This is a genomic window from Nonomuraea montanisoli, from assembly GCF_013363975.1.
GTDB lineage: Bacteria > Actinomycetota > Actinomycetes > Streptosporangiales > Streptosporangiaceae > Nonomuraea > Nonomuraea montanisoli.
Genome location: NZ_JABWGN010000017.1, coordinates 100,969 through 123,211 on the forward strand (window position 1 = coordinate 100,969; position 22,243 = coordinate 123,211).

Below are 22,243 nucleotides of genomic sequence, written 5' to 3' on the forward strand. Positions count from 1 at the left end.
CCGGCGCACCCCGCGAGACGCCGGGGTCAGGCCACGGGCAGGTTCTTCAGCGCCTCGCGGCGGCTGAGCCCGCTGATGCCCTTGGCCCGCACGTAGCGCACGACCTCGTCCGGGTTGGTCTTGGCGTACTCGCGCAGCGCCCACCCGATCGCCTTGCGGGCGAAGAAGTCGTTGTCGGACAGGCTGGGCTCGATGCAGGCGTAGAGCAGGGCGGTGTCGGTGCGCTGCCTGAACCGGTTCTGGCACAGGATGGCCGTGCGCCGCTTCCACAGGTCGCCGTCGTGCGCCCACTCCAGCAGCAGGGGCCGCATCACGTCGGGGAAGGCGGCCAGCAGCCCGCCGACGCGGTGCGTGGCCAGCTCGTCCACGTAGTCCCACCAGGCGCCGCTGACGATCATCTCCTCGTACATCGGCAGCGTGTAGAGCGTCTGGAACGCACGGTAGTGCGCGTAACCGGTCAGCTCGACGGCCGCGTAGCGCTCCTCGCGGTACTCGGCCTCGCGCCACAGCGCGAGCACGGCCTGCCGCCACTCGGGCGCGGTGGCGATGCGGTGGCCCGCGAAGACCCGCTTGAGCGCGGCCCGGCGCGGCGCCGCCTGGACGCCCAGGAAGGGCATCGAGGACTTCATGTACGCCTGCATGAGCGGGGCCTTGGCGGGCTCGGCCGCCGCGCGCAGGGCCGCGCGCACCGCGTCGCGCACGGCCGCGGGTGCCGCCTCGGGCGCGCTCATCCCTTCTGGGTGGTGCGCTCGCCGGTGGCCACGCCGTCGAAGAGCACCGTGATGTAGTGCTCGGCCAGGCCGGTCGTGTTGAGCCGGCCGCCGGGCCGGAACCAGCGCACGGCCACCCAGATGGTGTCGCGGATCATGCGGTAGGTGAGCTTGGGGTCGATGTCGGCCCGGAACTGCCCGGCCGTCTGACCGGCCTTGATCTGCGCCACCCACATCTGCTCGACCTCGTCCTCGGCCTTGACGAGGTAGTTGAACCGCTCGAACTGGCGCAGGTAGTTCCAGTCGTTCTGCATGACGGTGATCGCGGCGCGGTGCGGCTCCAGCGTGCCGAAGCCGATGCGCACCATTTCCGACAGCACCGTGCGCGGGTCGGAACCGGACTCCAGGGCGGCGCGGTAGCGGGCGATGAGGTCGTCGAGGAAGGTGGACAGCACCTCGTCGACGATCGTCTCCTTGGAGTCGAAGTGGTGATAGAGACTTCCGGAGAGAATGCCCGCCTCTGTGGCGATCTCACGCACGGTCGTGGCCTGGAAGCCCTTGCGTGCGAAGATCTCCGCGGCGAGCTTGACCAGATGGTCGCGGCGCTCCGAGGCCGAACCCGAGGAACCCGCGCGCTGGCGCTTGGCGGGGGCGGCCGTGGTGGAGCCGGAGCTCTTACGCGTTGTCACGCTCTCCATTATGAGCCCTGGGGCAATCGCTTGTTCACGGAAGTGTGCCTGCTCATCCGCCATTCTCGATGTGACCAAGCGCTTGCTACCATACGATGATGAACGAGGCCTACATCGTCGGCGCGGTCAGGACCCCGGTCGGGCGCAGGAACGGCGGCCTGTCCCGCGCCCACCCCGCCGACCTCGGCGCCCACGTGCTGAAGGAGCTGATGGCGCGCACCGGGGCCGACCCGGCCGCCGTCGAGGACGTGGTCTTCGGCTGCGTCGACACCATCGGGCCGCAGGCCGGCGACGTCGCCCGCACCTGCTGGCTGGCCGCCGGGCTGCCGGAGGAGGTGCCGGGCGTCACGGTCGACCGCCAGTGCGGCTCCTCGCAGCAGGCGCTGCACTTCGCCGCGCAGGCCGTCCTGTCCGGCACCGCCGACCTGGTCGTGGCGGGCGGGGTGCAGAACATGAGCATGGTCCCGATCTCCTCGGCCATGCACGCGGGCGTGCCGCTCGGCCACGAGACGCCGTTCTCCGGCTCCAAGGGCTGGAGCGAGCGGTACGGCACGCGGGAGGTCTCGCAGTTCGCCGGGGCCGAGCAGATCGCCGCCACCTGGGACGTCTCCCGCGAGGACATGGAGGCGTACGCCTACGCCTCGCACCGCCGGGCGATCGCCGCGATCGACGGGGGCCGCTTCGCCCGCGAGATCACCCCGTACGAGGGCGTCGGCGACGACGAGGGGCCGCGCCGTGACACGAGCCCCGAGCGGATGGCCGCGCTGAAGACGCTCGTGGACGGCGGCCGGCTCACCGCCGCGCTGGCCTCGCAGATCTCCGACGGCGCCGCCGCCCTCCTCGTCGCCTCCGAGCGGGCCGTGAAGGCGCACGGGCTGACCCCGCGGGCCAGGATCCACCACCTGTCCGTACGGGCCGCCGACCCCATCATGATGTTGTCGGCGCCGATCCCCGCCACCGCGTACGCGCTGCGCAAGGCCGGCATGTCCATCGGCGACATGGACGTCGTGGAGATCAACGAGGCGTTCGCCTCGGTCGTGCTGGCCTGGCTCAAGGAGACCGGCGCCGACCCCGAGCGGGTCAACCCGAACGGCGGCGCCATCGCGCTCGGCCACCCGCTCGGCGCGACCGGCGCCGTGCTGGCCGTCAAGCTGCTGCACGAGCTGGAGCGGACCGGCGGCCGGTACGGCCTGCAGACCATGTGCGAGGGAGGGGGCCAGGCCAACGTCACCGTCCTGGAACGGCTCTGACGGCTCCCACGGCCGAAAATGCCACTAGCAAATAGGAAACTTTCCTATTAGATTGCGAGGCATGCCCAACAGCGCCAACCTGCTACGCCTGGCCGACGCCGTCCTCATGCCGGGATTCGAGGGGACGACCCCTCCCGACTGGCTCCGGCGCCGGCTCGGCGAGGGACTCGGCGGCGTGGTGCTGTTCACCCGCAACCTGGCCGGGCCCGAGCAGGTGGCCGCGCTGACGGCCGCCCTGCGCGCCGAGAACCCCGCCGTCCTCGTCGGCGTCGACGAGGAGTCGGGCGAGGTGACGCGGCTGGAGGTGAGCACCGGCAGCAGCCGGCCCGGCGGCTACGCGCTCGGCGTCGTGGACGACGTGGAGCTGACCGAGACGCTCGCCCGCGACCTCGGCGCCCAGCTCGCCGCCGCCGGGATCACCATCGACTTCGCCCCGTCCGCCGACGTCAACTCCAACCCCGACAACCCCGTCATCGGGCTGCGGTCCTTCGGCGCCGACCCGGCGCTGGTGGCCCGGCACGCCCGGGCGTTCGTCCGCGGGATCCAGTCGGCGGGCGTGGCGGCCTGCGCCAAGCACTTCCCCGGCCACGGCGACACCTCGGTCGACTCCCACCACGGTGTGCCCGTGGTGGAGGCCGGCGGGATCGAGGACGCGCTGCGCCCCTTCCGCGAGGTGATCGACGAAGGGGTCAAGGCCGTCATGACCGGGCACCTGCTCGTCCCGTCGTTCGACGGCGTGCTCCCGGCCACCCTCAGCCCCAAGATCCTCACCGGCCTCCTCCGGGAGGAGCTGGGCTTCGACGGGCTGATCGTCACCGACGGCATCGAGATGGCCGCCGTCGCCGGCACGTACGGGATCGGCGGCGCGGCGGCGCGCGCCATCGCGGCCGGCGCCGACGCGATCTGCGTCGGCGGCGAGCACGCCGACGAGGCGACCGCCGTCGAGGTGCGCGACGCCGTCGCCGCCGCCGTCACCTCGGGCGTGCTGCCCGAGGAGCGCCTGGCCGACGCCGCTCGCAGGGTCCGCGAGCTCGGCGCCTGGACCGCCTCCTCGGGCAGCGCCACCACCCCGCCGTCGCCCTCGCCCGACGGGCGTGCGCTCGACGGGCGCGCGCTCGGCGGGACCGCGCTTGACGGGACCGCGCTTGACGGGCCCGCGCTTGACGGGCCCGCCGGGCTCGTCGCCGCCCGGCGGGCGGTCCGCGTCACCCGCAGGTCAGCGGAGCCCGTGCTGCCGCTCACCGCCGCGCCCGTCGTGATCGAGCTGGCCCCCGAGATGAACCTGGCCATCGACAGGTCCACCCCCTGGGGCGTGGGGGAGCCGCTGGCCCGGCTGCTGCCCGGCACCTCCGTGACCCGGCTCACCGCCGTGCTCACCACGGGCCCGGCGCTGGAGGAGCTCCTGCGCGGGGCCGCCGGGCGGCCGCTGGTCGTGGCCGTCCGCGACGCGCACCGCCACCCGTGGCAGACCCAGGCCCTGCGCCACCTGCTCAGCGCCCGGCCCGACACCGTGGTGGTCGAGATGGGCCTGCCCCTGCGCGCCGACGTCGGCGCCGTGCACATCGCCACGTACGGCTCCGCGCCCGTCTGCGGCCAGGCCGCGGCCGAGGTGATCACCGGTAGGCTCTGACGGCACGGAGGTCTGCGGCGAGGAGATCTCGGGATGGACGTTCGCGGCGAGGAGATCTGACGGCATGGACGTCGAGGGCGAGGACCTGTCCCACGCCGCGCTGGGCGAGCGGCTCGCGCCCGGCGAGGTCCACGTCTTCCGCGGCTGCGACCTGACCGGCGCCGACCTGCGCGGCGCGGCCCTCGGCGGGGCGCGTTTCGAGTCGTGCGTGCTGGAGCGGACCGACTTCCGCGCGGCCGACCTCGACGGGGCCGTCTTCAGCGGGGGCGGCGGCATGGGCCTGCGCTTCGACGACGCCGACCTCGTCGACGCGAGCTTCACGGACGTCGACCTGGCCTCCGCCCGGTTCGGCGGGGCGCTGCTGAGCGACGCCGCGTTCACCGGGTGCCGCATGATCGGCGCGTCGCTGACCGCCACGCGCGGCACCGGCTTCACGCTCACCCGCTCCAACCTCACGCTGGCCAACCTGGGCGGCTGCTCCCTGCGCGGGCAGGTCATCGAGGGCGTGCGCTTCGACGACGCCGACCTGTCCGGCTGCGACTTCACCGGGTCGACGTTCAGCGACTGCCGTCTGCGCGGCACCAAGCTGATCAGGACCGTCTTCGCCAAGGCCGACCTGCGCGGCGCCGACCTCGGCGAGCCCGACGACGCCAAGCTGAGGGCGTTCGCGGGCGCGATCGTCAACCGGGCGCAGGCGGCCGCCATCCTGGCCGCCCGCGGCATCACCGTGCTCTGACCCTCCTGACGGTCATCGGGCGGCGTGGGCCAGGTCGACGAGCACCTGCGTGCCGCGTCCCGTCTGGTACCACACCATGCCGTCCTGCAGATGGAGGGTCGGCGGGGCCTTGTCGCCCTTGCGGGTCGAGGTCGTGAACAGCAGGCCGGTGCGTCCCGTGGCGATGTCGTGGACCGCCGCGGCGCCCCTGCCCTCGGCGTCCCTCTGATGGAGCGTGACGAAGCGGCCCGAGAGGAGCACGTCCGTGGTCCTCCGCCCCGGGAACGCGCGCAGGCCCGTGCCGTCGCGCCGCCACGCCTCGACGTCGTTGAAGCACCACGTCAGCCCGCAGTCGTTCCAGGACGTCCGCCCGGAGGGGGCTCTCACGTCGCGGGTCTCGCCCGTGACCACGTTCTTCAGGTGCTCCATGGGACGGGTGACGGGGCGGTCCAGCCCCCACTCCTTCCGCGGCCAGCCGGCCCACGGCCACTCGACCAGGTGGAAGCCCCTCGACCCGAGGACCAGATACCACTCGGCGCCCTTCGAGTTCAGCCGGACCCGGTAGACCCCGCCGTCCGACGCCGACCACACGGCCATGCCATCCGATATGGCCAGATTCTGCGCGCCGAAGATCTTGTTCTCGCTGGAGGTCGGGGCCGTGACCGAGGCGAGGCGGCGCGGGACCCCTCCGCCGACGGGGACGGCCCAGATCTCCATGCTGCCGTCGTGGATCGCCGACCACGCCAGGTAGCCGTCGCCGAAGACCACCGGACTGTTGTCCATGTCCACGCCTGCCACGACCGGGGCGATCCTGGTGAAGTGCCGCCTGTCCACGTCGTACGCGTAGATGGTGTCGGGCCGGTTCCTGGTGAGTCCCCGTCCCACCACGACCCGGTCGCTGACGAACACGTCCGGCTTGAACGCCCGGCCGCCGGGCGCCGTGGTCGGGATCTCGTGCACCGCGCCCGGCCACACCTGCCGGACCGGCGGCGCGAAGCCGCCAGGGGAGGGGGTGGGCCGCGCGGCGGGGACGGGCGGGGCGACCGTACGCGTGCCCACCACGGTGGCCGCCACCACGACGACGATCGCGGCCGCCACCGCCACCGGCGCCCACCACCTGCCGCCGGACCGCGTCGCGCGCGGCACGGGCAGGGCCGGCGGCATCCCGTCGTCCCGCACGGTCGCGGCCCTGGCGGCCAGCGCGTCCCTGAGTCGTTCCTCGACACCGGTCATGACGTGGCCTCCAGCTCTCCCAGTTCGCGCTTGAGCCGCTCCAGGGCCCTGGAGGCGGTGGACCGCACGGTGCTCTCCCGCACGCGCGTCGCCCGCGCGATGTCGGGGTCGGACAGATCGAGGTAGTAGCGCAGGACGAGGATCTCGCGCTGGCGCCTGGGCAGCCGGCCCAGCGCGGTCAGCATCTCCTGCCGCGCCTCGCCGAGCAGCGCGGCCGTCTCCGCTGAGCCCACCGGCTCCTCCCGCCGTCCTGGCAGCACCCGCGCGGCGACGCCGCGCCGGCGCAGGAGCGAGCGTGAGGCGTTCAGCACGCCGACGCGCACGTACGCCAGGCTCAGCGCCTCGGGACGCCTGCCGTGCAGCCTGGAGAAGACGTCCTGGACGATGTCCTCGGCGCTCTCCCGGTCGCCGACGAGCAGCAGCGCCAGGCGCACCAGCGCGAGCCGGTGCTCGCGGTACAGGCCTGCCAGCGCCGTCTCGGCGCCCGGCGGGGCGGGCGCGCGAGCGGCTGTCTCACTGTTCATGACCTATGAACGCGCGTGGCCCCCGATCCGCTGCTCACCCGGGACGCGTCTCAAGATGCGGGCAGGAGCTCGGACACCGCCTCCCCGCCTCAGGGGCCGGGCAGGCGCTTCAGCGCCGCCTCCGCCTCTTCCATGATCCGCCCGATCAGTTCCTCGCACGACGGCAGGTCGCCGATCACGCCCACCACCTGGCCCGAGGCCATCACCCCCAGGTCGTCGCGGCCCTCCACCATGGCCGCCCGCAGCAGCACCGGCGTGTTCGCCGCCTGGAGCACCTGCGCCCACGTCAGGTCGCGGCCGTGCCGCATGCGCCGTCCCTCACGGATCATCGCCGCCCACGACAGCCCGGACAGCCGCTTGAACCGCGCCCCGTTGACCACCGCGCGCAGCAGCCGCGAGCGCTCCAGCGACTCCACGAACGGCGTGCGCAGCACCCGGTGCGGCACGCCGTCCACCTTCGTGGTGACCAGCGTCTCGGCCGCCTCCACGTACAGCCGCTTGACCGCGTCGGGCACCGGCGAGTCGCTGGTCAGCAGGAACCGCGTGCCCATGGCGATCCCGCACGCCCCGTACGCCAGCGCCGCCACCAGCCCCCGCCCGTCGAAGAAGCCGCCGGCGGCGACCACCGGGATGTCCACGGCGTCCACCACCTGCGGCAGCAGCAGGGTCGTGGCCAGCGGCCCGGTGTGCCCGCCGCCCTCGCCGCCCTGCACGATCACCGCGTCGGCGCCCCAGGCGGCCACCTTCTCGGCGTGCCGCCGCGCCCCGACCGACGGGATCGTCACCACGCCCGCGTCCTTCAGCCGGGCGATCAGCTCCCTGCGCGGCGCCAGCGCGAACGAGGCCACCCGCACCCCCTCGCGGATCATCACCTCGACCCGCTCGGCGGCGTCGTCGGCGTCGGAGCGGATGTTCACCCCGAACGGGGCGTCCGTGCGCTCCTTGACCGCCCTGATCGCGCTCGTCATCTCGGCCACCGACATCGTGGCGGCGGCGATGATGCCGAGGCCGCCCGCGCGGGAGGTGGCCGCGGCCAGCCGGGCGCCCGCCACGTACCCCATGCCGGTCTGCACGACGGGGTGGCGGCAGCCGACGAGCTCGGTCAGCGCGGTCCTCACCCCGGGCTCCCGCCTTCTCGGGCAGGTCCGCCTTCTCGGGCAGGTCCGCCTTCTCCCGCGCTCCCGCCTCCTCGGGCACGTCCGGCTTCACCGGCGCGCGGTTCGGGGACCTCGCGGTGGCGCAGGCCGCGCGGGTCCAGCACCTCGTCCAGCAGCCGCAGCTCCTCGGCCGTCGGCGTCCGGGTCTCGGGCACGGCGGCGGGCACCTCCAGCTCGAACCCGGTGGCCGCCACCACCTCCTCCACGCTCACCCCGGGATGCGCCGAGACCAGCCGCATCGTGCCCCCCGGCCCGCCGAGGTCCAGCACCGCGAGGTCCGTCACCACCCGCCGCAGCCCGTACGCGCCCCTGTCGGTGCCGACGCCGCTGACCACGTCCACCTCCGGCACGAACACCCGGGGCGAGTGACGCGGGATCCAGTAGCTCGTCGGGTCGCAGCGGGTGTTGCCGGGAGCGCCGCGCACGCCGAGGAGCTGCGCCCTGGGCCGGCTCCAGTCGCCGATGCACGAGATGTTCGTGTTGCCGTGCCGGTCGATCTGGCTCGCGCCCAGCATCACGTGCCGCCGGCCGTTCAGCACCAGCCACAGGTGGTCCCGGAACGGCAGCCAGCCCTCGACCACCTCCGGCGCCTCGCCCAGCGCCGGCACGTCGCCGGTGAGCAGGCAGGCGCCGTCACTGGTCAGCAGGTCCGGCTCGAACGTCAGCCGCGCCAGCCGCGCCCCCAGCACCGTGACCGCCCCGCCGATCCCGGCCGCCAGGATCTCGCCGTCGCCCCTGAACGCCTCCGCGCACGCCACCACACAGACGTCAGCTCTGCTCACTGCGCACGTACTCCTCCCACGGGGTCTCGGCGTAACGCCGCTGCGCCTCCTCGTCGCGCCCGTAGTCGGGCTCGCACGCGGTGAACCCGGCCCCGCCGGGCGCCTCCACCACGCCGGTCACCATCGACCGGCTGACCAGCAGCGAGTGCACCGGCCCCTCCTTGAGCAGGTCCGCGGTGTCCACCAGCCGCTCGCACGAGACGTAGGCGGCGGCCGCCGCCTTGACGTACAGGTCGTCGAGGTACGGGTCCGGGCCGAGGTACTGGGCGTTGCCGCGCCGGTCGGCCCGGTTGAGATGGACCAGCGCCGCGTCAAGGGTGAGCGCGGGCACGGCCACCAGCTCCTCGCCGTCCTCGTACGGCGAGCTGACCGTCCGCAGGTGCGGGTTGACCCGCATCACGTCCGAGCCGAGCCCGGCCCGCGTCGGCAGGAACGGCAGCCGGTGCGCCGCCGCCAGCAGGCCGAACATGAACATGCCCTCGTCGTACTCGGTGAACTCGACGGCTCCGTCCTGCCGGGCCCGGCGGAAGTGCGGTTCGAGCGGGATCGAGTCGAGCGTCACGAACGGGGCGACGACCCGGCGTACCTTGCCCGCGGCGCAGAGCATGCCCACGTCGGGCCCGCCGTACGAGACGATCGTGAGGTCCCGCAGCGGCGAGCGGAGCAGGCCCCGCACCAGGGCCATCGGCTTGCGCCGCGACCCCCAGCCGCCGATCCCGATCGTCATGCCGCTCTCCAGCCGCCCGACGACCTCCTCGACGGTCATGACCTTGCCCATGCGGCCTCCTCGCCCAGGACCCGCCTCCTCGCCAAGGACCTCGCTCATGAACCCGCCACGAAGCGGTGGCGGTGCTCGTCGCCCTTGCCGAGGAGGTTCAGCTCGAAGGTGAACCCCTGCTCGAACCGGTAGCTCCGCTTGACGTCGACGGGGTCGATGCCGTTCAGCGACTCCTTGGCCAGCCGGATCACGTACGGGTCCTTGTCGGCGATGCGCCCGGCCACCTCCATCGCGGCGTCCGGCAGCGCCTGGCGCGGCACCACGTCGAGCACCGAGCCGAACGCCAGCAGCTCGGCGGCCGTCACGTTGCGGCAGGTGTAGACCATGGCCCGCATGAGGTGCGCCGGGACGAGCCGGGCGAGGTGCGTCGCCGCGCCGAGCGCCCCGCGGTCCACCTCGGGCAGCCCGAAGTAGGCGTCGTCGGAGGCCACGACGACGTCCGCGTTGCCGACCAGCCCGATGCCGCCGCCGAGGCAGAAGCCGTGGACCGCGGCCACCACCGGCACGGGACAGTCGTAGACGGCGGCGAAGGCGGCGTGACAGCCCCGGTTGGCCCCGACGAGCGCCTGGTGGCCGTCGGCGGCCTGCATCTCCTTGATGTCCACGCCCGCGTTGAACCCGCGGCCCTCGGCGCGCAGGACGACGACCCTGGTCGCGGGATCCCGCCCGGCGTCGTGGAGGGCGTCCGCCAGGTCGTGCCAGTGCCGTACGGCGAGGGCGTTGACCGGCGGGACGTCCATGACGACCTCGGCGATCGGGCCGGCGCGCAGCGTGATTCCCATCCCACTCCCGGAGTGCTCGCCTCACTTGCCATGTCCCGCGCTTGCTTTGTCCTAGCGCTTGCTTGGTACGGTAGCACCCGTGACCGTGACTTACGACTACGCGGGCAAGGTCGTCCTCGTGACGGGAGGGACCAAGGGGATCGGCGCGGGCATCGCCCGCGCCTTCCAGGAGGCGGGCGCCACGGTCGTGATCTGCGCCCGCACCCCGCCGGCCGGGGAGACGGGGGCCGCGTTCGTCCAGGCGGACGTGCGCGATCCCGAGGACGTGGCCCGCCTGATCTCCGGGTTCGACCGGCTGGACGTCGTCGTCAACAACGCGGGCGGCTCGCCCCACGCGCCCCTGGACGGCACCTCGCCCCGCCTGCACGCCCGCGTCATCGAACTCAACCTGACGGCGCCCCTGCTGGTGTCGCAGCGGGCGTACCCGCTGCTGAAGGCGTCGGGCGGGGCCGTCATCATGATCGGCAGCGCGAGCGGCACGCGCCCCTCGCCCGGCACCTCCGCGTACGGGGCCGCGAAGGCCGGCCTGCACCACCTGGCGCGCTGCCTCGCGGCGGAGTGGGCGCCGGAGGTGCGGGTCAACTCGGTGGTGGTCGGCCTCGCGGCCACGGAGAACGCGGAAGAACACTACGAGGGGGGACGTGCGGCGGTGGAGGCCGCGATCCCGGCGGGCCGCATGGCGACGCCGGAGGACGTGGCGCGGGTGTGCCTGTGGCTCGGCGGTCCCGGATACGTGACCGGGGCGGAGGTCCAGGTCCACGGGGGAGGGGAGACGCCGGCGTGGCGTTGGGCCGGGCGTCCCGCCGCGCCGTGACGCCCGCCCGGCGGGAGCCGAGGGGCGGTCGGGGCTTCCGGTCAGCGCAGGGCGGATCGGGCGGTGGGGGAGAGGCGGAACCGCTGCGGCGGACCCGCCACACGTCCTTCGAGCAGGGACACCTCCTCGTCCAGAGCCTCACGGACCTTCCCCAGGTCCTCCTCTCGCTCGAACCGGGCGAGCCAGACGAAGACGTCCTCGCCGGTCCGTACGGGGAGGGCCGGAAAGGTGTTGGGGGAGCGCTCGGTCTCGAAGCACGCGACCGGTGACGCGCCGGCCCCCGAGAGCACGGGGGCGACGCGCTCGGCGAAGAAGGCGGGGAACCCGGCCACGTCTCCCACGACGTGGTGAACGGTCGCGAGGTAGACGGACGGCGAGAGGTCGACGGCCCCCACGGGAGGCGGGGTCGCGGCGGGGAACGGATCGCCGGTGACGCCGGAGCGGTCGGCCGGGACCGGCTCGTCCGCCGCTCCGGGACGGCCGGGGGAGTCCTGTGCGCGCCCGGGGGACTCGCCGTGGGCGGCGGACGCGGCCACGGGGCGGAGGAGCAGGACGTCGTCCGAGTCGATCATCGTCGCGTTGGCCGCATCGCGGTGGGCCTTCCAGATGGGGCCGCCGTAGAAGGCGGCCAGCGCGACCCGGCGAGCCTCCATATCCGGAAATTTCCTCATCCAGCAGAAGATGTCCGGTGCATCCAGGTCGCGGAACTGGCCCGCGAGCTTGATGCCCGCCGCCTCCTGCGACTCGACGAACTCGCGCTCGAACAACTCGATCAGTGTGTCGCGCCGCCCAGGGTGCAGGGTGTAGCGCCGAAGCTCGTAGATCACGCGGGTGACGTTAGGGGCGGTCGACTGACACCTTGTGTCAGTGAGCGGAAGACCCGAGCAAAGTTCTGATCACTCTATGCTATGGATCAGTAACGCAACGTTATAGGATCGGTCCCGTCAGACAGCCCGCCCGCTCACCGGCGAAGGAGCCGTACCCCCGTGATCAAGAGTCTGAGCGCCGCCTGCGCCATGGCGGCGACCGCCGCGCTCACCCTGTCGGCGGCCCCGGCGAGCGCCGACACCTGGACCGACAACTGGAGTCGCAACCTCGACTCCTCGCAGTCCGGCAACACCTTCGGCGACGTCGGCGCGTCCAACCGCGGCTGGGGCCGATCCACCAACGTCAACAACGTCAACGGTGTCGCGACGACAGCCACCCAGGGCAGCACCGTCATCACCTACGTCTTCTACTGACCCCGGCACGGCCTGTCCGCTGCCTCCCGGCTCGACCCCTGTCGCCCGGTCCCGACCCGGTCAACGCTGCCGGTCTCTCAGCGCCGCCGTCCATCAGTCGACCCCGTCTCCGCCGACCCCGTCTCCGCCGACCCCGTCTCCGCCGACCCCGTCTCCGCCGACCCCGTCTCCGCCGAGCCTGCTCCACCCGGGGCCTGATCGTCACCTGAGCCGTCGTTCGCCCGCCCCTCGACCGAAGTGACGGTCCGGTTCCACGCCCGAGTCCATGTCGTAGCAGTCCCGCCCCCCGTCCCGGCGCACGACGCAGCCTGCCGCTCCCTTCCCGGCAGGCCGCCCATGCCTGCCATTCCCTCCCGGGCAGGCAGCCCCTTCCGGGAGCTCCTCCGCCGGAGAGGCTCTCCCCCGGTGGGCCTCACTCTCCCTGGGCCCTCATCCCCCGGGGGGTTCTTCTCCGGCGGACGGCTCCACCTCGGCTTCGTCTCGGCCCTGCCGAGCTCGGGGCCGGCAGCCATCCGGCTCCGGCCGGCCTCTGTCCAGACGTCCGCCCCACCACCCCTACCGACCTTTCCAGTACTGACCTTTCCAGGAGATCCGCATGAAGAAGCTCTGCGCCACCGGGCTCGCCCTGGTCGCCACCGGCGCCACCCTCGCCACGGCCGCGAGCCTGGCCGCCGTCCCCGCCAACGCCGACACGGCCGTCTCCGACTCCAGCTCCAACCGCGAGTCCTCCCAGTCGGGCAACATCTTCGGCACCATCGCGGTCCAGAACAGAGGCACCGGCGCCTCCACCAACGTCACCTCGATCAACGCCAACACCTCCACCGCCGCCCGCCGCAGCGGCGCGGCCGTGAGCAACCGCGTCGACTAGGGCGCCGCATCGGTCTTCCGCGCTCCCCACATCACGGCAGGCCGCCCAAGGATCGCGGCGCACCGCGACGGCCGACGCCTGGCAAGAGGCGGCGAGCCGCGTCCGGCCCTCCGTGAGCGGCGAGCCGGTCCGGGAGGTGGGCCCCTCCCCGCCTCCCGGGTCGCCCAGGCGGTGGGTCGTACCATCGTCCCCGTGACTACCTGTGCATATGTGACATTTGACGATAAGGACGACCACGACGACGAGCGCGAGATCGTCCTGGCCGCCTGGAGGGAGGAGGGCATCGACGGGCGTGCCGAGCGCTGGGACGACCCCGCCGCCGACTGGGCGGCCTACGACGCCGTGGTCGTGCGCTCCGTGTGGGACTACGTCTCCCGGCGCGAGGAGTTCCTCGCCTGGGCCCGGCGGGTCGAGGAAGGCGCGAAGCTGCTCAACCCCGCGTCCGTGCTGGCGGACAACACCGACAAGACGTACCTCCGCCGCCTGGGGCTGCCCATCGTGCCGACGCACTGGTCGGCGCAGGACCTCCCCGACTGGCAGGAGTACGTCGTCAAGCCGGCGATCTCGGCGGGCGCCCGCGACACCATCAGGACCACCGACCGCGCCGAGGCCGCCGCGCACGCCGCCCGGCTGGAGGCGTCCGGGCGCACGCCCATGGTCCAGCCCTACCTCGACATGGTCGAGTCCGAGGGCGAGACCTCGCTCCTGTACTTCAACCGCCGCTTCAGCCACGCCGTCCGCCGCACTCCCATGCTCTCCCCGGGCAAGTCGGGCGCCGACCACGTGCGGGCGCAGCTCCGCACCCCGGACCCGGACCAGGTCGAACTCGCCGAGAAGGTGCTTGCCGCCATCCCCCAAGCCCTTCTGTACGCGCGGATCGACCTGGTCCGGCTGCCCGACGGCACCCCGGTGGTGATCGAGCTGGAGCTCACCGAGCCGTACCTGTTCCTGCGCTACGAGCCGCAGGCGCCCCGCAACCTGGCCAGGGCGCTGCGCGAGCTGCTCTGACGCGGGAGGGCGGTCACACGCCGGGCAGCCGGCCGTTGCGGAAGAGGTCGACGAAGGTCTGGTGGTCGGCCCGCGCCTGGGTTCCGTACCGGTGCGCGAAGTCCACCAGCATGCCGACGAACCCGGCGCTGTCACCGCCCACCACCGCCACGATCGACTCCTCGGTCGAGAAGTCCACGAGGTCGTGGCTGGACTCGTCGTCGGCGACGGCGTGCATGCGCGCCACCGCCCGGCCCAGGTCGCGCACGATCGAGTCCAGCTCGGCCGGCTCGTTGACGTCGTCCCAGTCGAGGTCGGCGGAGTACGGCGAGACCTCGGCCACCATCTGCCCCACGCCGCCGAGCGTGGTGTAGCCGAGCCACGGGTCGGCGTACGCCTGCAGCGCCCGCTGCGACTCGGCGGTCCGGTGCCCCTGGTGCAGGAAGTAGCCGGTCACCTTCTCGTCGGTGATGTACCTCGCCACGGCAGGCACCTGGGCCTGCTTCATGTAGAGGATGACGTCGTTCTCCAGCGCCTGCGAGCGCCCCTCCAGCAGCAGGTTGTACGAGGGCAGCCCGGCCGACCCGATGCCGACCCCCTTGCGCAGCGCCACGTCCTTGATGACGTGCTCGACGGAGGTCGTCTGCGCGGGCAACGTGGTCAGGTAGTCCTCGAACGCGGCGAGCACGGCCGAGCGCACGTCCGGGTCGACGGGCTCCCGCCCCTCCATGATCGCGAAGCGCCGGTCGTAGTCGTCGATGACGGTCTCGACGTCGAGCATCGCCACCCGGGTCCGCAGCCGCGCCGTCTGGAGCACCCGGTGCAGCACGCCGGTCGTGCTGCCGAGCGTGAGCGATCCGATCGCGTCGTCCCCGCCCCGGGCGATGGCGGTCAACTCGTCCAGGTACGAGAGGGCGAAGCCACGCACGAGCGCGGTGATCACCTCGTCCGACAGCGCCTTGGCGTACCCGATGAGCGCCACGCTCGCCGCGAAGCGCTTGAGGTCCCAGGTGTACGGCCCGACGTACGCCTCGTCGAAGTCGTTGACGTTGAAGACGAGCACGCCGGAGGCGTTCATGTACGTGCCGAAGTTCTCGGCGTGCAGGTCGCCGTGGATCCAGACCCGGCTGGTGGGACCGTCCAGATAGGAGTCGTCGGCGAAGTCGCCGGTGAGGTCGGCGTAGAACAGGCTCGCGCTGCCACGGTAGAACGCGAAGGGTGAGGCGGCCATCTTGCGGAACTTGCGCCGGAACGCGGCCGGTTCGCGCTTGATCGACTCGCCGAACTCGGCCGTGAGAACGTCGAGCAGGAAGGAGGGGCGAGTTGTCATCAGAACCTCGCGAGGGGACCGGCGGCTTCAGCCGTCGGGGGAATCGGGAGCGGGAGGGTCATCAAGGCCCGAGCGTGTCCTGACGTGCCTGATCTGTGCATCACAGATGTCCTTCCGAGTTTTGTCGGCGCCGACCGATATCGTGGCCGTCTGGTTACCGAACGTGGGGGGTGGGTGTGCGCAGGTCGTTCAAGTTCCTGCTGCGCCCCACCGGCAAGCAGGCCGCCGCGCTCACGCAGTGCCTGGAGGACCATCGGGAGCTGTACAACGCCGCGCTGGAGCATCGCCGCACCGCCTACCGCAAGGCCGGTGTCACGATCGGCTACGGCGAGCAGTCGGCGGAGCTGAAGGAGATCCGCAAGGCCGACCCTGACGGGCAGGGCCGCTGGTCGGCGGGCTCCTAGCAGCAGACTCTGCGCCGGCTGGACAGGGCGTTCGCGGCGTTCTTCCGCAGGGCGAAGGCTGGGCGGAAGGCCGGGTACCCGCGTTTCAAGGGCCGGGGCCGGTTCGACACCGTGCAGTGGCCCGCCGTCAAGAACGGCGCGACCTGGGACTCCCAGCCGCATGATCCGGTGACGCGCCTCTACCTGCTCGGCATCGGGCATGTGCGGGTCCACCAGCACCGTGGCGTGTTCGGCAAGGTCAAGACGATCAGTGTGAAGCGGGAAGGCGCCCGCTGGTTCGTCGTGCTCTCCTGCGACGACGTGCCCGCCGAGCCGCTGCCCGCGACAGGCGTCGCGGCCGGGATCGACATGGGTGTCGCATCGCTGGCCACCACCAGCGACGGCGAGCACATCGACAATCAACGCCACCTGGCCGCGTCCGCCGACCGGCTCGCGGCGGCCCAACGCGACCTGGCCCGCAAGCAACGCGGGTCCACGCGGCGCCGCAAGGCCGTCGCCCGGGTCGCCGCGCTGCACGCCAGAGTGCGGCGCCAGCGCCTCGACAGCGCGCACAAGGCCGCGCTGGTGCTGGTCCGCGCCTACGACGTGATCGCGCACGAGGACCTGCGGATCACCGGCATGACCCGCTCGGCGTCCGGCACGGCCGAGATGCCCGGTCGCAACCTCGCGCAGAAGGCCGGGCTGAACCGCAGCATCCTGGACGCGGGTTGGGCGGTGTTCCTGACGATCCTCGCGAACAAGGCTGAAAGCGCCGGTCGAGAGCTGATCGCAGTCGATCCCCGCAACACCTCCCGCACCTGCTCGCGATGCGGGCACTGCGCGAAGGACAACCGCCTCACCCAAGCCGCGTTCCAGTGCGTGGCGTGCGGGCATGCCGCGCACGCCGACGTCAACGCCGCCAGGAACATTCTCAGGGCAGGGCTTGCCCTTCGTAAGGCTGCACGAGCGGCTTAGCGAGAAGCCGTTCCCTTCAGGGAGCGGAGGAGTCACACACCGGACAGTAGGGCGTCCCCGCCCCTGCCGCCTAGCTTGTCAGGGCGGATGTGATGGCCGGTCAGCCGGCCGGGTCGGGCCCGCGCATGGCGGCCGGTCAGGAGGCCGGTCCGGGCTTCGCCCGCCGCGCAGGGGGCAGCAGCCGCGTCCCGGTGACGGCCAGCGGCACGATCACCACCGCCAGCACCCCGCACAGGATCGCGGCGGGCACCCACAGGAGCGCGGCGCCCGGCTCCGGCACCGCCGAGGGGAGACGCCACGCGAGCAGCAGCGTGGCCGCCACCGCCAGGGCCAGGCGTGCCGAGGGGGCCCAGCCGCGGCGAAGGGCGACGGCGCCGGTCACGGCGCACGCCACGGTCGCGGTCGCGTCGGGCTGGATCAGGACCGACATGGCGTAGACCGGTTCGGGCGCGATGGCCCACGGCAGCAGCGACAGCGGCAGGGTGGCGGCCATCACCAGCAGGGTGGCGGCCACCGGCAGCAGGATGTGGCGCCACGGGCGGACGGTCACCGGCGCCTCGTCGTGGAAGCCGGCCAGCAGGGCGAGGACGGGCGCCGACACCATGAGCGCGGCGGGCGTCGCGGTCCAGGTGAGCTGGACGGACGGAGCGAGCAGCACGAGCGAGACCGCTGCCGCCGCGACGGCGACGGGCTTGGCCGGACCGGTGAACCCCCGCATGGCGGCCGCGAACGCGACGAGCCACAGCACATCCGCCACCGCCAGGAAGCGGGTGGTGGAGATCCCCGGGGCGGACAGGTACCCGGTCGCCTCGGCCGCCAGCCACACGAGGCTGTGAAGGCCCATCATCGCCTGGAAGGCCAGGCCGAGCAGCGCCACGAGCCGGACCGTCTCACCCCAGGCGGCGGCCCGCGCGCCGGCGCCGCCGAGCCGCACCCGCACCGCGAGGGCGGCCACGCTGGCGATTTCGCCCCACCTCGGCCGCGGCCCACCCTCGTCGGAGACGTCACCGGACATCTCCAGGAACGCCGCCACCATCTCCTCCTCCCGTTCGGCCCGGTAGGAGGCGGGCAGGAGCCGCAATGCGGCACGGTAACGACGCTCCAGCAGCACGGGCTCGGGATCGTTCACGCATTCCTCCGGATGCTCGGTCGGCGGCGGTTCGGGGGCGGTCACGTCGTGCCTCCCGCCGGGCGGGGGGACAGTCCTCGCGCCCGCAGGCGGGAACGCGCGGCGGCGGCGTTGGCGGCCAGCCGGGCGGCCTCCTCCTCCAGGACCCGCGCGCCGTCGTCGGTGAGCCGGTAGTAGCGCCGCAGGCGCCCCCGCCAGACCTCCTCGCGGTCGAGCTCGACCAGCCCGTCGCCGGCCAGCCGGTCCAGCACGCCGTACAGACTGCCGATCTTGAGCTGCACCCGCCCGCCGGACAGGCGCTCGACCTCCTGGACGATGCCGTAACCATGCCGGGGCTCGTCCACCAGCGCGGTGAGGGCGAGGAACATGGGCTCCGTGACGTTCACGCACCCACTATATCTTGTGAGCCAAGATATGGTGAGAGTCAGGGATGCTGGGAGGACACCGACACGACCTCGCCCGTCATGTACGACGCGTAGTCGCTGGCCAGGAAGACGATGACGTTGGCCACCTCCCACGGCTCCGCCGAGCGCCCGAACGCCTCGCGCGCCGTCAGCTCCGCCAGCACGTCCTCGCTGGTCACCTTCGCCAGGAACGGGTGGACGGCCAGCGACGGCGCCACCGCGTTGACCCGCACGCCGTGCCCGGCCGCCTCCAGCGCGACGCACCGGGTCAGCGCCATGACGCCGGCCTTGGCCGCCGCGTAGTGCGCCTGCCCGCGCTGCGCCCGCCAGCCGACGACCGAGGCGTTGTTGACGATGACGCCGGTGCCCTGGGCGGTCATCCGGCGCAGGGCGGCCCTCGTGCAGCGCATGGTGCCGTTCAGGGTCACGTCGATGACCGCGTGCCACTGCTCGTCCGTCATCGCGGCCAGCTCGGCCGTCCCGCCCAGCCCGGCGTTGTTGACGAGCACGTCCAGCCGTCCGTGCCGCCGCTCCACGGCCTCGAACAGCGCCTCCACCTGCTCCTGCGACGTCACGTCGCACGGCACGGCGAGCGGCTTGACGCCGGTCAGGTCGGCCAGCGCCTCGGCGGCCTCGCCCAGGCGCCGCTCGTGCCGGTCGGACACGACGACGACGGCGCCCTCCTCGGCGCAGCGCCGGGCGGTCGCGTAGCCGATGCCGGCCCCCGCCGCGGCCGTCACGAGCGTGACCTTGCCGTCGAGCAGGCCGTGCGCCCGCGGGTAGAGTGGTCCCATCGTGCTCCCGTCTCCGGAGGATCTCTATCGGGGCAGGCCCAGCGTCCGCTCGGCGATGATCGTGCGCTGGATCTCGCTGGACCCGGCGTAGATGGTGTCGGCGCGGCTGAACAGGTAGAGCCGCTGCAGGTCGTTCAGCTCGCCGTCGCCGTCGCGGGCGACGAGCCCGGCCCGGCCCTGGACGGCCTGGGCCAGCTCGCCGAGCCTGCGGTGCCACTCCGACCAGTAGAGCTTGCCGATCGACGCCTCGGGCCCCGGGTCGGGCCGCATCGTCCGCAGCGCGTTCAGCCGCATGATCCGCAGCTCCAGCCAGGACTGGACCAGCCGGTCGCGCAGCACCGGGTCCTCGGCCGCGCCCGTGCGCCGCGCCGTCTCGATGACCTTGTCCAGCTCCCGCCGGAACCCGATCTGCTGCCCCAGCGTGGACGCGCCGCGCTCGTGGGCGAGCGTCGCCATGGCCACCCGCCAGCCGTCGCCGGGCGCGCCGACGACGTTCGCGGCGTCGGTGGTCGCGCCGTCGAAGAACACCTCGTTGAACTCCGACGTGCCGGTCATCTGCACGATCGGCCGCACCTCGACGCCGGGCTGCCGCATCGGGACCAGCAGGTACGAGAGGCCGCGGTGCCGCTGGGAGCCCGGCTCGGTACGGCAGAGCACGAAGCACCAGTCGGCCACGTGGGCCAGCGACGTCCACACCTTCTGCCCGTCGATCACCCACCGGCCGCCCTCCAGGCTCGCGCGGGTGCGCACGCCGGCCAGGTCGGAGCCCGCGTCCGGCTCGGAGTATCCCTGGCACCACAGCTCCTCGCCGCGCTGGACGGGCGGAAGGAACCGGGCCTTCTGCTCGTCCGTGCCGAACCGCAGGAGGGTGGGGCCGAGCAGCCCTTCGCCGATGTGGCCCACGCGGGCCGGGGCGTCGGCCCGGGCGTACTCCTCGTGGAAGGCCACCTGGTCGGTCAGGGACGCCTCCCGCCCGCCGTACCGCTCGGGCCAGGCCAGGCAGGTCCAGCCCGCCTTGCCGAGGTGGCGCTCCCAGGCCAGCCGGAGCTCGTGCCCCTCGTGCTCGCGGCCGGGGCCGCCGAGGCCCCGCGCGCCGGCGAACGGGCCGGTCAGGTTCTCCTCCAGCCAGGCCCGCGCCTCCTCACGCAGGCTCAACGAAGCCCCCGTACCCGCCGCGGAAGAACACCAGGGGGCCGCCGTCGGCGTGGAGGTCGAGCTGGAGCACCCGGGCGACCACGATCACGTGGTCCCCGGCCGGGTGCTCGGCCTCGACCACGCAGTCGATCCAGGCCAGCGCTCCGTCCAGCACGGGATTGCCGCCGGGGGAGCCGGTCCACTTCAGCCCGGCGAACTTGTCGCCGCCCCTGGCCGCCATCTGCGCGCACACCGGCTGCTGGTGCTCGGCCAGCACGTTCACGGTCACCACCTCGGCGTCCCGCACGCGCGGCCAGCTCGTGCTGGTGTGCGCCACGCAGAACGCGACGAGCGGCGGCTCCAGCGACACGGACGTGAACGAGTTGGCCGCCAGCCCGCACGGGCCGCCCGTCGCCGGGTCGAGTGCGGTGATCGCCACCACGCCGGTGGCGAAGCGTCCGAGCACCTGCCGGAACCGTAAGGCGTCGAGGTGGCCGTTCGCGCTCTGGGGGATAGGGCCGTTGGGCATGGCGGCTCCGTGGAGGGTCCTGCGCTGGTAGGGCGTGGGACGGCCGGCACAGCCGTCCGGCGTGACCAGCCGGGCAGCGTGTGTGCTCATCGTGTGGCCTCCTTAGTCCGCCTGACAGACGTTATCTTACCAAGCGCTTGCTTGGACGGTAGGCGCGAGGCGGAAAACCTGTCAAGCCGTCCCGGCTCCCGGGGCGCGTTGACATGCCCGCGACGGGCGGCCTAGCGTGGACTGATGGCCAAGCGCTTGCTTGATTTCCGGGACCGTACGGCCGTCGCGGGCGTGGGCTACACGCCGTTCACCAAGAACTCGGGCGTCAGCACCCTCACGCTGGCCTGCCGCGCCGTGATGGCAGCCCTGGACGACGCCGGGCTCGGCCCCGGCGACGTCGACGGCCTGGCCACCCACCGCGTCGGCGACTCGGCGCCGCCCACGCTGGTCGGGCCCGCGCTCGGCATCCGCGACCTGAGCTGGCACCTCGACCAGTTCGGCGGGGGCAGCGTCTCCCACGCCGTCGTCGGCCAGGCCGCGCTGGCCGTGGCCGCCGGCGTGGCCGAGACCGTGGTCTGCTACCGCGCGATCAACGCCCGCTCGGAGTTCCGCATGGGCGGCACCGGCCGCGGCCTTCCCGCGAGCCCCGAGGTGCAGTACCAGGCGCCGTACGGCTTCTTCGCGCCGCCCCAGCAGTACGCGATGTACGCCCGCGCCCACATGCTGAAGTACGGCACCACGGCCGAGCACTTCGGCCGGCTGGCCGTCACCCAGCGCGCCAACGCCGTCAAGAACCCCCGCGCCCTCATGCGCGCGCCCATCACGCTCGACGACTACCTCGCCAGCCGGTGGATCGCCGAGCCGTTCCGGCTGCTCGACTGCTGCCTGGAGACCGACGGCGCCTGCGCGCTGGTCGTCACCACCGCCGAGCGGGCGCGCGACCTGCGCCGCCCGCCCGTGCTCGTCTCGGCCGCCGCCTGGGGCGGCGGGGAGAGCCACCTGTCGGGCGGGCCCGCCGACCCCGCCACCACGGCCGCCGCCGCCCTCGCGCCCCGCCTGTACGGCCAGGCCGGCCTCGGCCCGCGGGACGTGGACGTGGCCCAGATCTACGACTGCTTCACGTACTCGGTGATCGTCCAGTTGGAGGACTACGGGTTCTGCCCGAAGGGGGAGGGCGGGCCGTACGTGGCCTCGGGCGCCACGGCCCTGGACGGGGAGCTGCCGGTCAACACCCACGGCGGCTTCCTGTCGGAGGGCTACGTCCACGGCATGAACCACGTCGCCGAGGCCGTCTCGCAACTGCGCGGCGACGCGGGCGACCGGCAGGTGCCGGGCGCGGAGGTGGCCCTGTCGACGGCCCAGCCGGGGTACGTCCTGCCGGCGACGTCGGCGCTGATCCTCAGGAGGGACTGAT

25 protein-coding genes are annotated in these 22,243 nt (G+C 73.2%); 10 read left to right on the top strand and 15 right to left on the bottom strand.

Going from position 1 to position 22,243, the window contains the following annotated elements:
- Window positions 1-26: 26 nt before the first annotated feature.
- Both HTZ77_RS36285 and HTZ77_RS36290 read right to left on the bottom strand, forming a co-directional pair.
- A complete protein-coding gene (locus HTZ77_RS36285; RefSeq protein ID WP_175594276.1) occupies window positions 27-731 on the bottom strand; it encodes a DNA alkylation repair protein in 705 nt (234 codons plus the stop codon).
- Window positions 728-1,408: a TetR/AcrR family transcriptional regulator gene (locus HTZ77_RS36290; protein ID WP_205304408.1), complete on the bottom strand. Its 681-nt coding sequence runs from the start codon at window positions 1,406-1,408 to the stop codon at window positions 728-730. Before HTZ77_RS36290 ends, HTZ77_RS36285 begins: the two co-directional genes overlap by 4 nt.
- A gap of 89 nt (window positions 1,409-1,497) precedes the next feature.
- On the opposite strand from HTZ77_RS36290, the gene HTZ77_RS36295 reads away from it, so the two are divergent.
- The 3 genes from HTZ77_RS36295 (at window position 1,498) to HTZ77_RS36305 (ending at window position 5,015) form a co-directional block, all read left to right on the top strand.
- Window positions 1,498-2,649: an acetyl-CoA C-acetyltransferase gene (locus tag HTZ77_RS36295; RefSeq protein ID WP_175594278.1), complete on the top strand. Its 1,152-nt coding sequence runs from the start codon at window positions 1,498-1,500 to the stop codon at window positions 2,647-2,649.
- A 61-nt stretch (window positions 2,650-2,710) separates the two neighbouring features.
- Window positions 2,711-4,279, top strand: coding sequence for a glycoside hydrolase family 3 protein (locus HTZ77_RS36300; RefSeq protein ID WP_175594279.1), 1,569 nt, complete (start codon window positions 2,711-2,713; stop codon window positions 4,277-4,279).
- A 64-nt stretch (window positions 4,280-4,343) separates the two neighbouring features.
- A complete protein-coding gene (locus HTZ77_RS36305; protein ID WP_175594280.1) occupies window positions 4,344-5,015 on the top strand; it encodes a pentapeptide repeat-containing protein in 672 nt (223 codons plus the stop codon).
- 12 nt (window positions 5,016-5,027) lie between these two features.
- Here HTZ77_RS36305 and HTZ77_RS36310 read toward each other — a convergent pair whose 3' ends face one another.
- From HTZ77_RS36310 to HTZ77_RS36335, 6 genes are all read right to left on the bottom strand, one after another.
- Window positions 5,028-6,227: a TolB-like translocation protein gene (locus HTZ77_RS36310; RefSeq protein ID WP_175594281.1), complete on the bottom strand. Its 1,200-nt coding sequence runs from the start codon at window positions 6,225-6,227 to the stop codon at window positions 5,028-5,030.
- Complete coding sequence (locus HTZ77_RS36315; protein ID WP_175594282.1) at window positions 6,224-6,751, bottom strand: RNA polymerase sigma factor; 528 nt, start codon at window positions 6,749-6,751, stop codon at window positions 6,224-6,226. The genes HTZ77_RS36310 and HTZ77_RS36315 overlap by 4 nt, the downstream gene beginning before the upstream one ends.
- Before the next feature lie 89 nt (window positions 6,752-6,840).
- Window positions 6,841-7,869: an NAD(P)H-dependent flavin oxidoreductase gene (locus HTZ77_RS36320; protein ID WP_175594283.1), complete on the bottom strand. Its 1,029-nt coding sequence runs from the start codon at window positions 7,867-7,869 to the stop codon at window positions 6,841-6,843.
- Entirely contained in the window at window positions 7,866-8,690 is an 825-nt protein-coding gene (locus HTZ77_RS36325; RefSeq protein WP_175594284.1) for a CoA-transferase subunit beta, read from the bottom strand. The genes HTZ77_RS36320 and HTZ77_RS36325 overlap by 4 nt, the downstream gene beginning before the upstream one ends.
- Window positions 8,677-9,468 (bottom strand): CoA transferase subunit A, encoded by a 792-nt coding sequence (locus HTZ77_RS36330; RefSeq protein ID WP_235995663.1) that lies wholly within the window; start codon window positions 9,466-9,468, stop codon window positions 8,677-8,679. Before HTZ77_RS36330 ends, HTZ77_RS36325 begins: the two co-directional genes overlap by 14 nt.
- Window positions 9,469-9,512: 44 nt before the next feature.
- Entirely contained in the window at window positions 9,513-10,250 is a 738-nt protein-coding gene (locus tag HTZ77_RS36335) for an enoyl-CoA hydratase family protein (RefSeq protein WP_175594285.1), read from the bottom strand.
- Between the two features lie 79 nt (window positions 10,251-10,329).
- On the opposite strand from HTZ77_RS36335, the gene HTZ77_RS36340 reads away from it, so the two are divergent.
- Window positions 10,330-11,064 carry an SDR family oxidoreductase gene (locus tag HTZ77_RS36340; RefSeq protein ID WP_175594286.1) on the top strand — a complete coding sequence of 245 codons (735 nt, stop codon included), beginning with the start codon at window positions 10,330-10,332 and terminating at the stop codon, window positions 11,062-11,064.
- Between the two features lie 41 nt (window positions 11,065-11,105).
- Here the strand turns inward: HTZ77_RS36340 and HTZ77_RS36345 are convergent, their stop codons facing one another.
- Window positions 11,106-11,891, bottom strand: a complete 786-nt coding sequence (locus HTZ77_RS36345) for an NIPSNAP family protein (RefSeq protein WP_175594287.1) — start codon at window positions 11,889-11,891, stop codon at window positions 11,106-11,108.
- A 159-nt stretch (window positions 11,892-12,050) separates the two neighbouring features.
- Between HTZ77_RS36345 and HTZ77_RS36350 the strand changes: the two genes are divergently transcribed.
- The 3 genes from HTZ77_RS36350 (at window position 12,051) to HTZ77_RS36360 (ending at window position 14,181) form a co-directional block, all read left to right on the top strand.
- On the top strand, window positions 12,051-12,305 hold the full coding sequence (locus HTZ77_RS36350) for a hypothetical protein (protein WP_175594288.1): 255 nt from the start codon (window positions 12,051-12,053) through the stop codon (window positions 12,303-12,305).
- 595 nt (window positions 12,306-12,900) lie between these two features.
- Window positions 12,901-13,173 carry a hypothetical protein gene (locus HTZ77_RS36355; RefSeq protein WP_175594289.1) on the top strand — a complete coding sequence of 91 codons (273 nt, stop codon included), beginning with the start codon at window positions 12,901-12,903 and terminating at the stop codon, window positions 13,171-13,173.
- A gap of 210 nt (window positions 13,174-13,383) precedes the next feature.
- Window positions 13,384-14,181: an ATP-grasp domain-containing protein gene (locus tag HTZ77_RS36360; RefSeq protein WP_205304410.1), complete on the top strand. Its 798-nt coding sequence runs from the start codon at window positions 13,384-13,386 to the stop codon at window positions 14,179-14,181.
- A 13-nt stretch (window positions 14,182-14,194) separates the two neighbouring features.
- On the opposite strand, the gene HTZ77_RS36365 is transcribed toward HTZ77_RS36360, so the two are convergent.
- A complete protein-coding gene (locus HTZ77_RS36365; protein ID WP_175594291.1) occupies window positions 14,195-15,490 on the bottom strand; it encodes a DUF2252 domain-containing protein in 1,296 nt (431 codons plus the stop codon).
- A 176-nt stretch (window positions 15,491-15,666) separates the two neighbouring features.
- On the opposite strand from HTZ77_RS36365, the gene HTZ77_RS46915 reads away from it, so the two are divergent.
- Both HTZ77_RS46915 and HTZ77_RS36370 read left to right on the top strand, forming a co-directional pair.
- Window positions 15,667-15,894 carry a helix-turn-helix domain-containing protein gene (locus HTZ77_RS46915; RefSeq protein ID WP_328808974.1) on the top strand — a complete coding sequence of 76 codons (228 nt, stop codon included), beginning with the start codon at window positions 15,667-15,669 and terminating at the stop codon, window positions 15,892-15,894.
- A 9-nt stretch (window positions 15,895-15,903) separates the two neighbouring features.
- Window positions 15,904-16,848 (top strand): RNA-guided endonuclease InsQ/TnpB family protein, encoded by a 945-nt coding sequence (locus HTZ77_RS36370; protein WP_268960216.1) that lies wholly within the window; start codon window positions 15,904-15,906, stop codon window positions 16,846-16,848.
- Window positions 16,849-16,984: 136 nt separating this feature from the next.
- On the opposite strand, the gene HTZ77_RS36375 is transcribed toward HTZ77_RS36370, so the two are convergent.
- Genes HTZ77_RS36375 through HTZ77_RS36395 form a run of 5 tightly spaced genes read right to left on the bottom strand, consistent with a single transcriptional unit; the run spans window position 16,985 to window position 20,928 of the window.
- A complete protein-coding gene (locus tag HTZ77_RS36375) occupies window positions 16,985-18,022 on the bottom strand; it encodes a hypothetical protein (RefSeq protein ID WP_175594292.1) in 1,038 nt (345 codons plus the stop codon).
- Window positions 18,019-18,363 (bottom strand): PadR family transcriptional regulator, encoded by a 345-nt coding sequence (locus tag HTZ77_RS36380; RefSeq protein ID WP_328808975.1) that lies wholly within the window; start codon window positions 18,361-18,363, stop codon window positions 18,019-18,021. The genes HTZ77_RS36375 and HTZ77_RS36380 overlap by 4 nt, the downstream gene beginning before the upstream one ends.
- 38 nt (window positions 18,364-18,401) lie before the next feature.
- Complete coding sequence (locus tag HTZ77_RS36385; RefSeq protein ID WP_175594293.1) at window positions 18,402-19,175, bottom strand: SDR family oxidoreductase; 774 nt, start codon at window positions 19,173-19,175, stop codon at window positions 18,402-18,404.
- 24 nt (window positions 19,176-19,199) lie between these two features.
- Entirely contained in the window at window positions 19,200-20,330 is a 1,131-nt protein-coding gene (locus HTZ77_RS36390) for an acyl-CoA dehydrogenase family protein (RefSeq protein WP_175594294.1), read from the bottom strand.
- Window positions 20,317-20,928 (bottom strand): flavin reductase family protein, encoded by a 612-nt coding sequence (locus HTZ77_RS36395; RefSeq protein ID WP_407940629.1) that lies wholly within the window; start codon window positions 20,926-20,928, stop codon window positions 20,317-20,319. The genes HTZ77_RS36390 and HTZ77_RS36395 overlap by 14 nt, the downstream gene beginning before the upstream one ends.
- Window positions 20,929-21,072: 144 nt before the next feature.
- On the opposite strand from HTZ77_RS36395, the gene HTZ77_RS36400 reads away from it, so the two are divergent.
- Window positions 21,073-22,242: a thiolase C-terminal domain-containing protein gene (locus HTZ77_RS36400; protein WP_175594295.1), complete on the top strand. Its 1,170-nt coding sequence runs from the start codon at window positions 21,073-21,075 to the stop codon at window positions 22,240-22,242.
- Window position 22,243: the final 1 nt, after the last annotated feature.

Excerpts from the sequence above, each read along its gene's own strand:
- HTZ77_RS36290 (WP_205304408.1), bottom strand. The coding sequence starts at position 1,408 with ATGGAGAGCGTGACAACGCGTAAGAGCTCCGGCTCCACCACGGCCGCC.
- HTZ77_RS36330 (WP_235995663.1), bottom strand. The coding sequence starts at position 9,468 with ATGGGCAAGGTCATGACCGTCGAGGAGGTCGTCGGGCGGCTGGAGAGC.
- HTZ77_RS36400 (WP_175594295.1), top strand. The coding sequence starts at position 21,073 with ATGGCCAAGCGCTTGCTTGATTTCCGGGACCGTACGGCCGTCGCGGGC.
- HTZ77_RS36300 (WP_175594279.1), top strand. The coding sequence starts at position 2,711 with ATGCCCAACAGCGCCAACCTGCTACGCCTGGCCGACGCCGTCCTCATG.
- HTZ77_RS36385 (WP_175594293.1), bottom strand. The coding sequence starts at position 19,175 with ATGGGACCACTCTACCCGCGGGCGCACGGCCTGCTCGACGGCAAGGTC.
- HTZ77_RS36335 (WP_175594285.1), bottom strand. The coding sequence starts at position 10,250 with ATGGGAATCACGCTGCGCGCCGGCCCGATCGCCGAGGTCGTCATGGAC.
- HTZ77_RS36310 (WP_175594281.1), bottom strand. The coding sequence starts at position 6,227 with ATGACCGGTGTCGAGGAACGACTCAGGGACGCGCTGGCCGCCAGGGCC.
- HTZ77_RS36305 (WP_175594280.1), top strand. The coding sequence starts at position 4,344 with ATGGACGTCGAGGGCGAGGACCTGTCCCACGCCGCGCTGGGCGAGCGG.
- HTZ77_RS36295 (WP_175594278.1), top strand. The coding sequence starts at position 1,498 with ATGAACGAGGCCTACATCGTCGGCGCGGTCAGGACCCCGGTCGGGCGC.
- HTZ77_RS36315 (WP_175594282.1), bottom strand. The coding sequence starts at position 6,751 with ATGAACAGTGAGACAGCCGCTCGCGCGCCCGCCCCGCCGGGCGCCGAG.
- HTZ77_RS36355 (WP_175594289.1), top strand. The coding sequence starts at position 12,901 with ATGAAGAAGCTCTGCGCCACCGGGCTCGCCCTGGTCGCCACCGGCGCC.
- HTZ77_RS36395 (WP_407940629.1), bottom strand. The coding sequence starts at position 20,928 with ATGAGCACACACGCTGCCCGGCTGGTCACGCCGGACGGCTGTGCCGGC.
- HTZ77_RS36285 (WP_175594276.1), bottom strand. The coding sequence starts at position 731 with ATGAGCGCGCCCGAGGCGGCACCCGCGGCCGTGCGCGACGCGGTGCGC.
- HTZ77_RS36365 (WP_175594291.1), bottom strand. The coding sequence starts at position 15,490 with ATGACAACTCGCCCCTCCTTCCTGCTCGACGTTCTCACGGCCGAGTTC.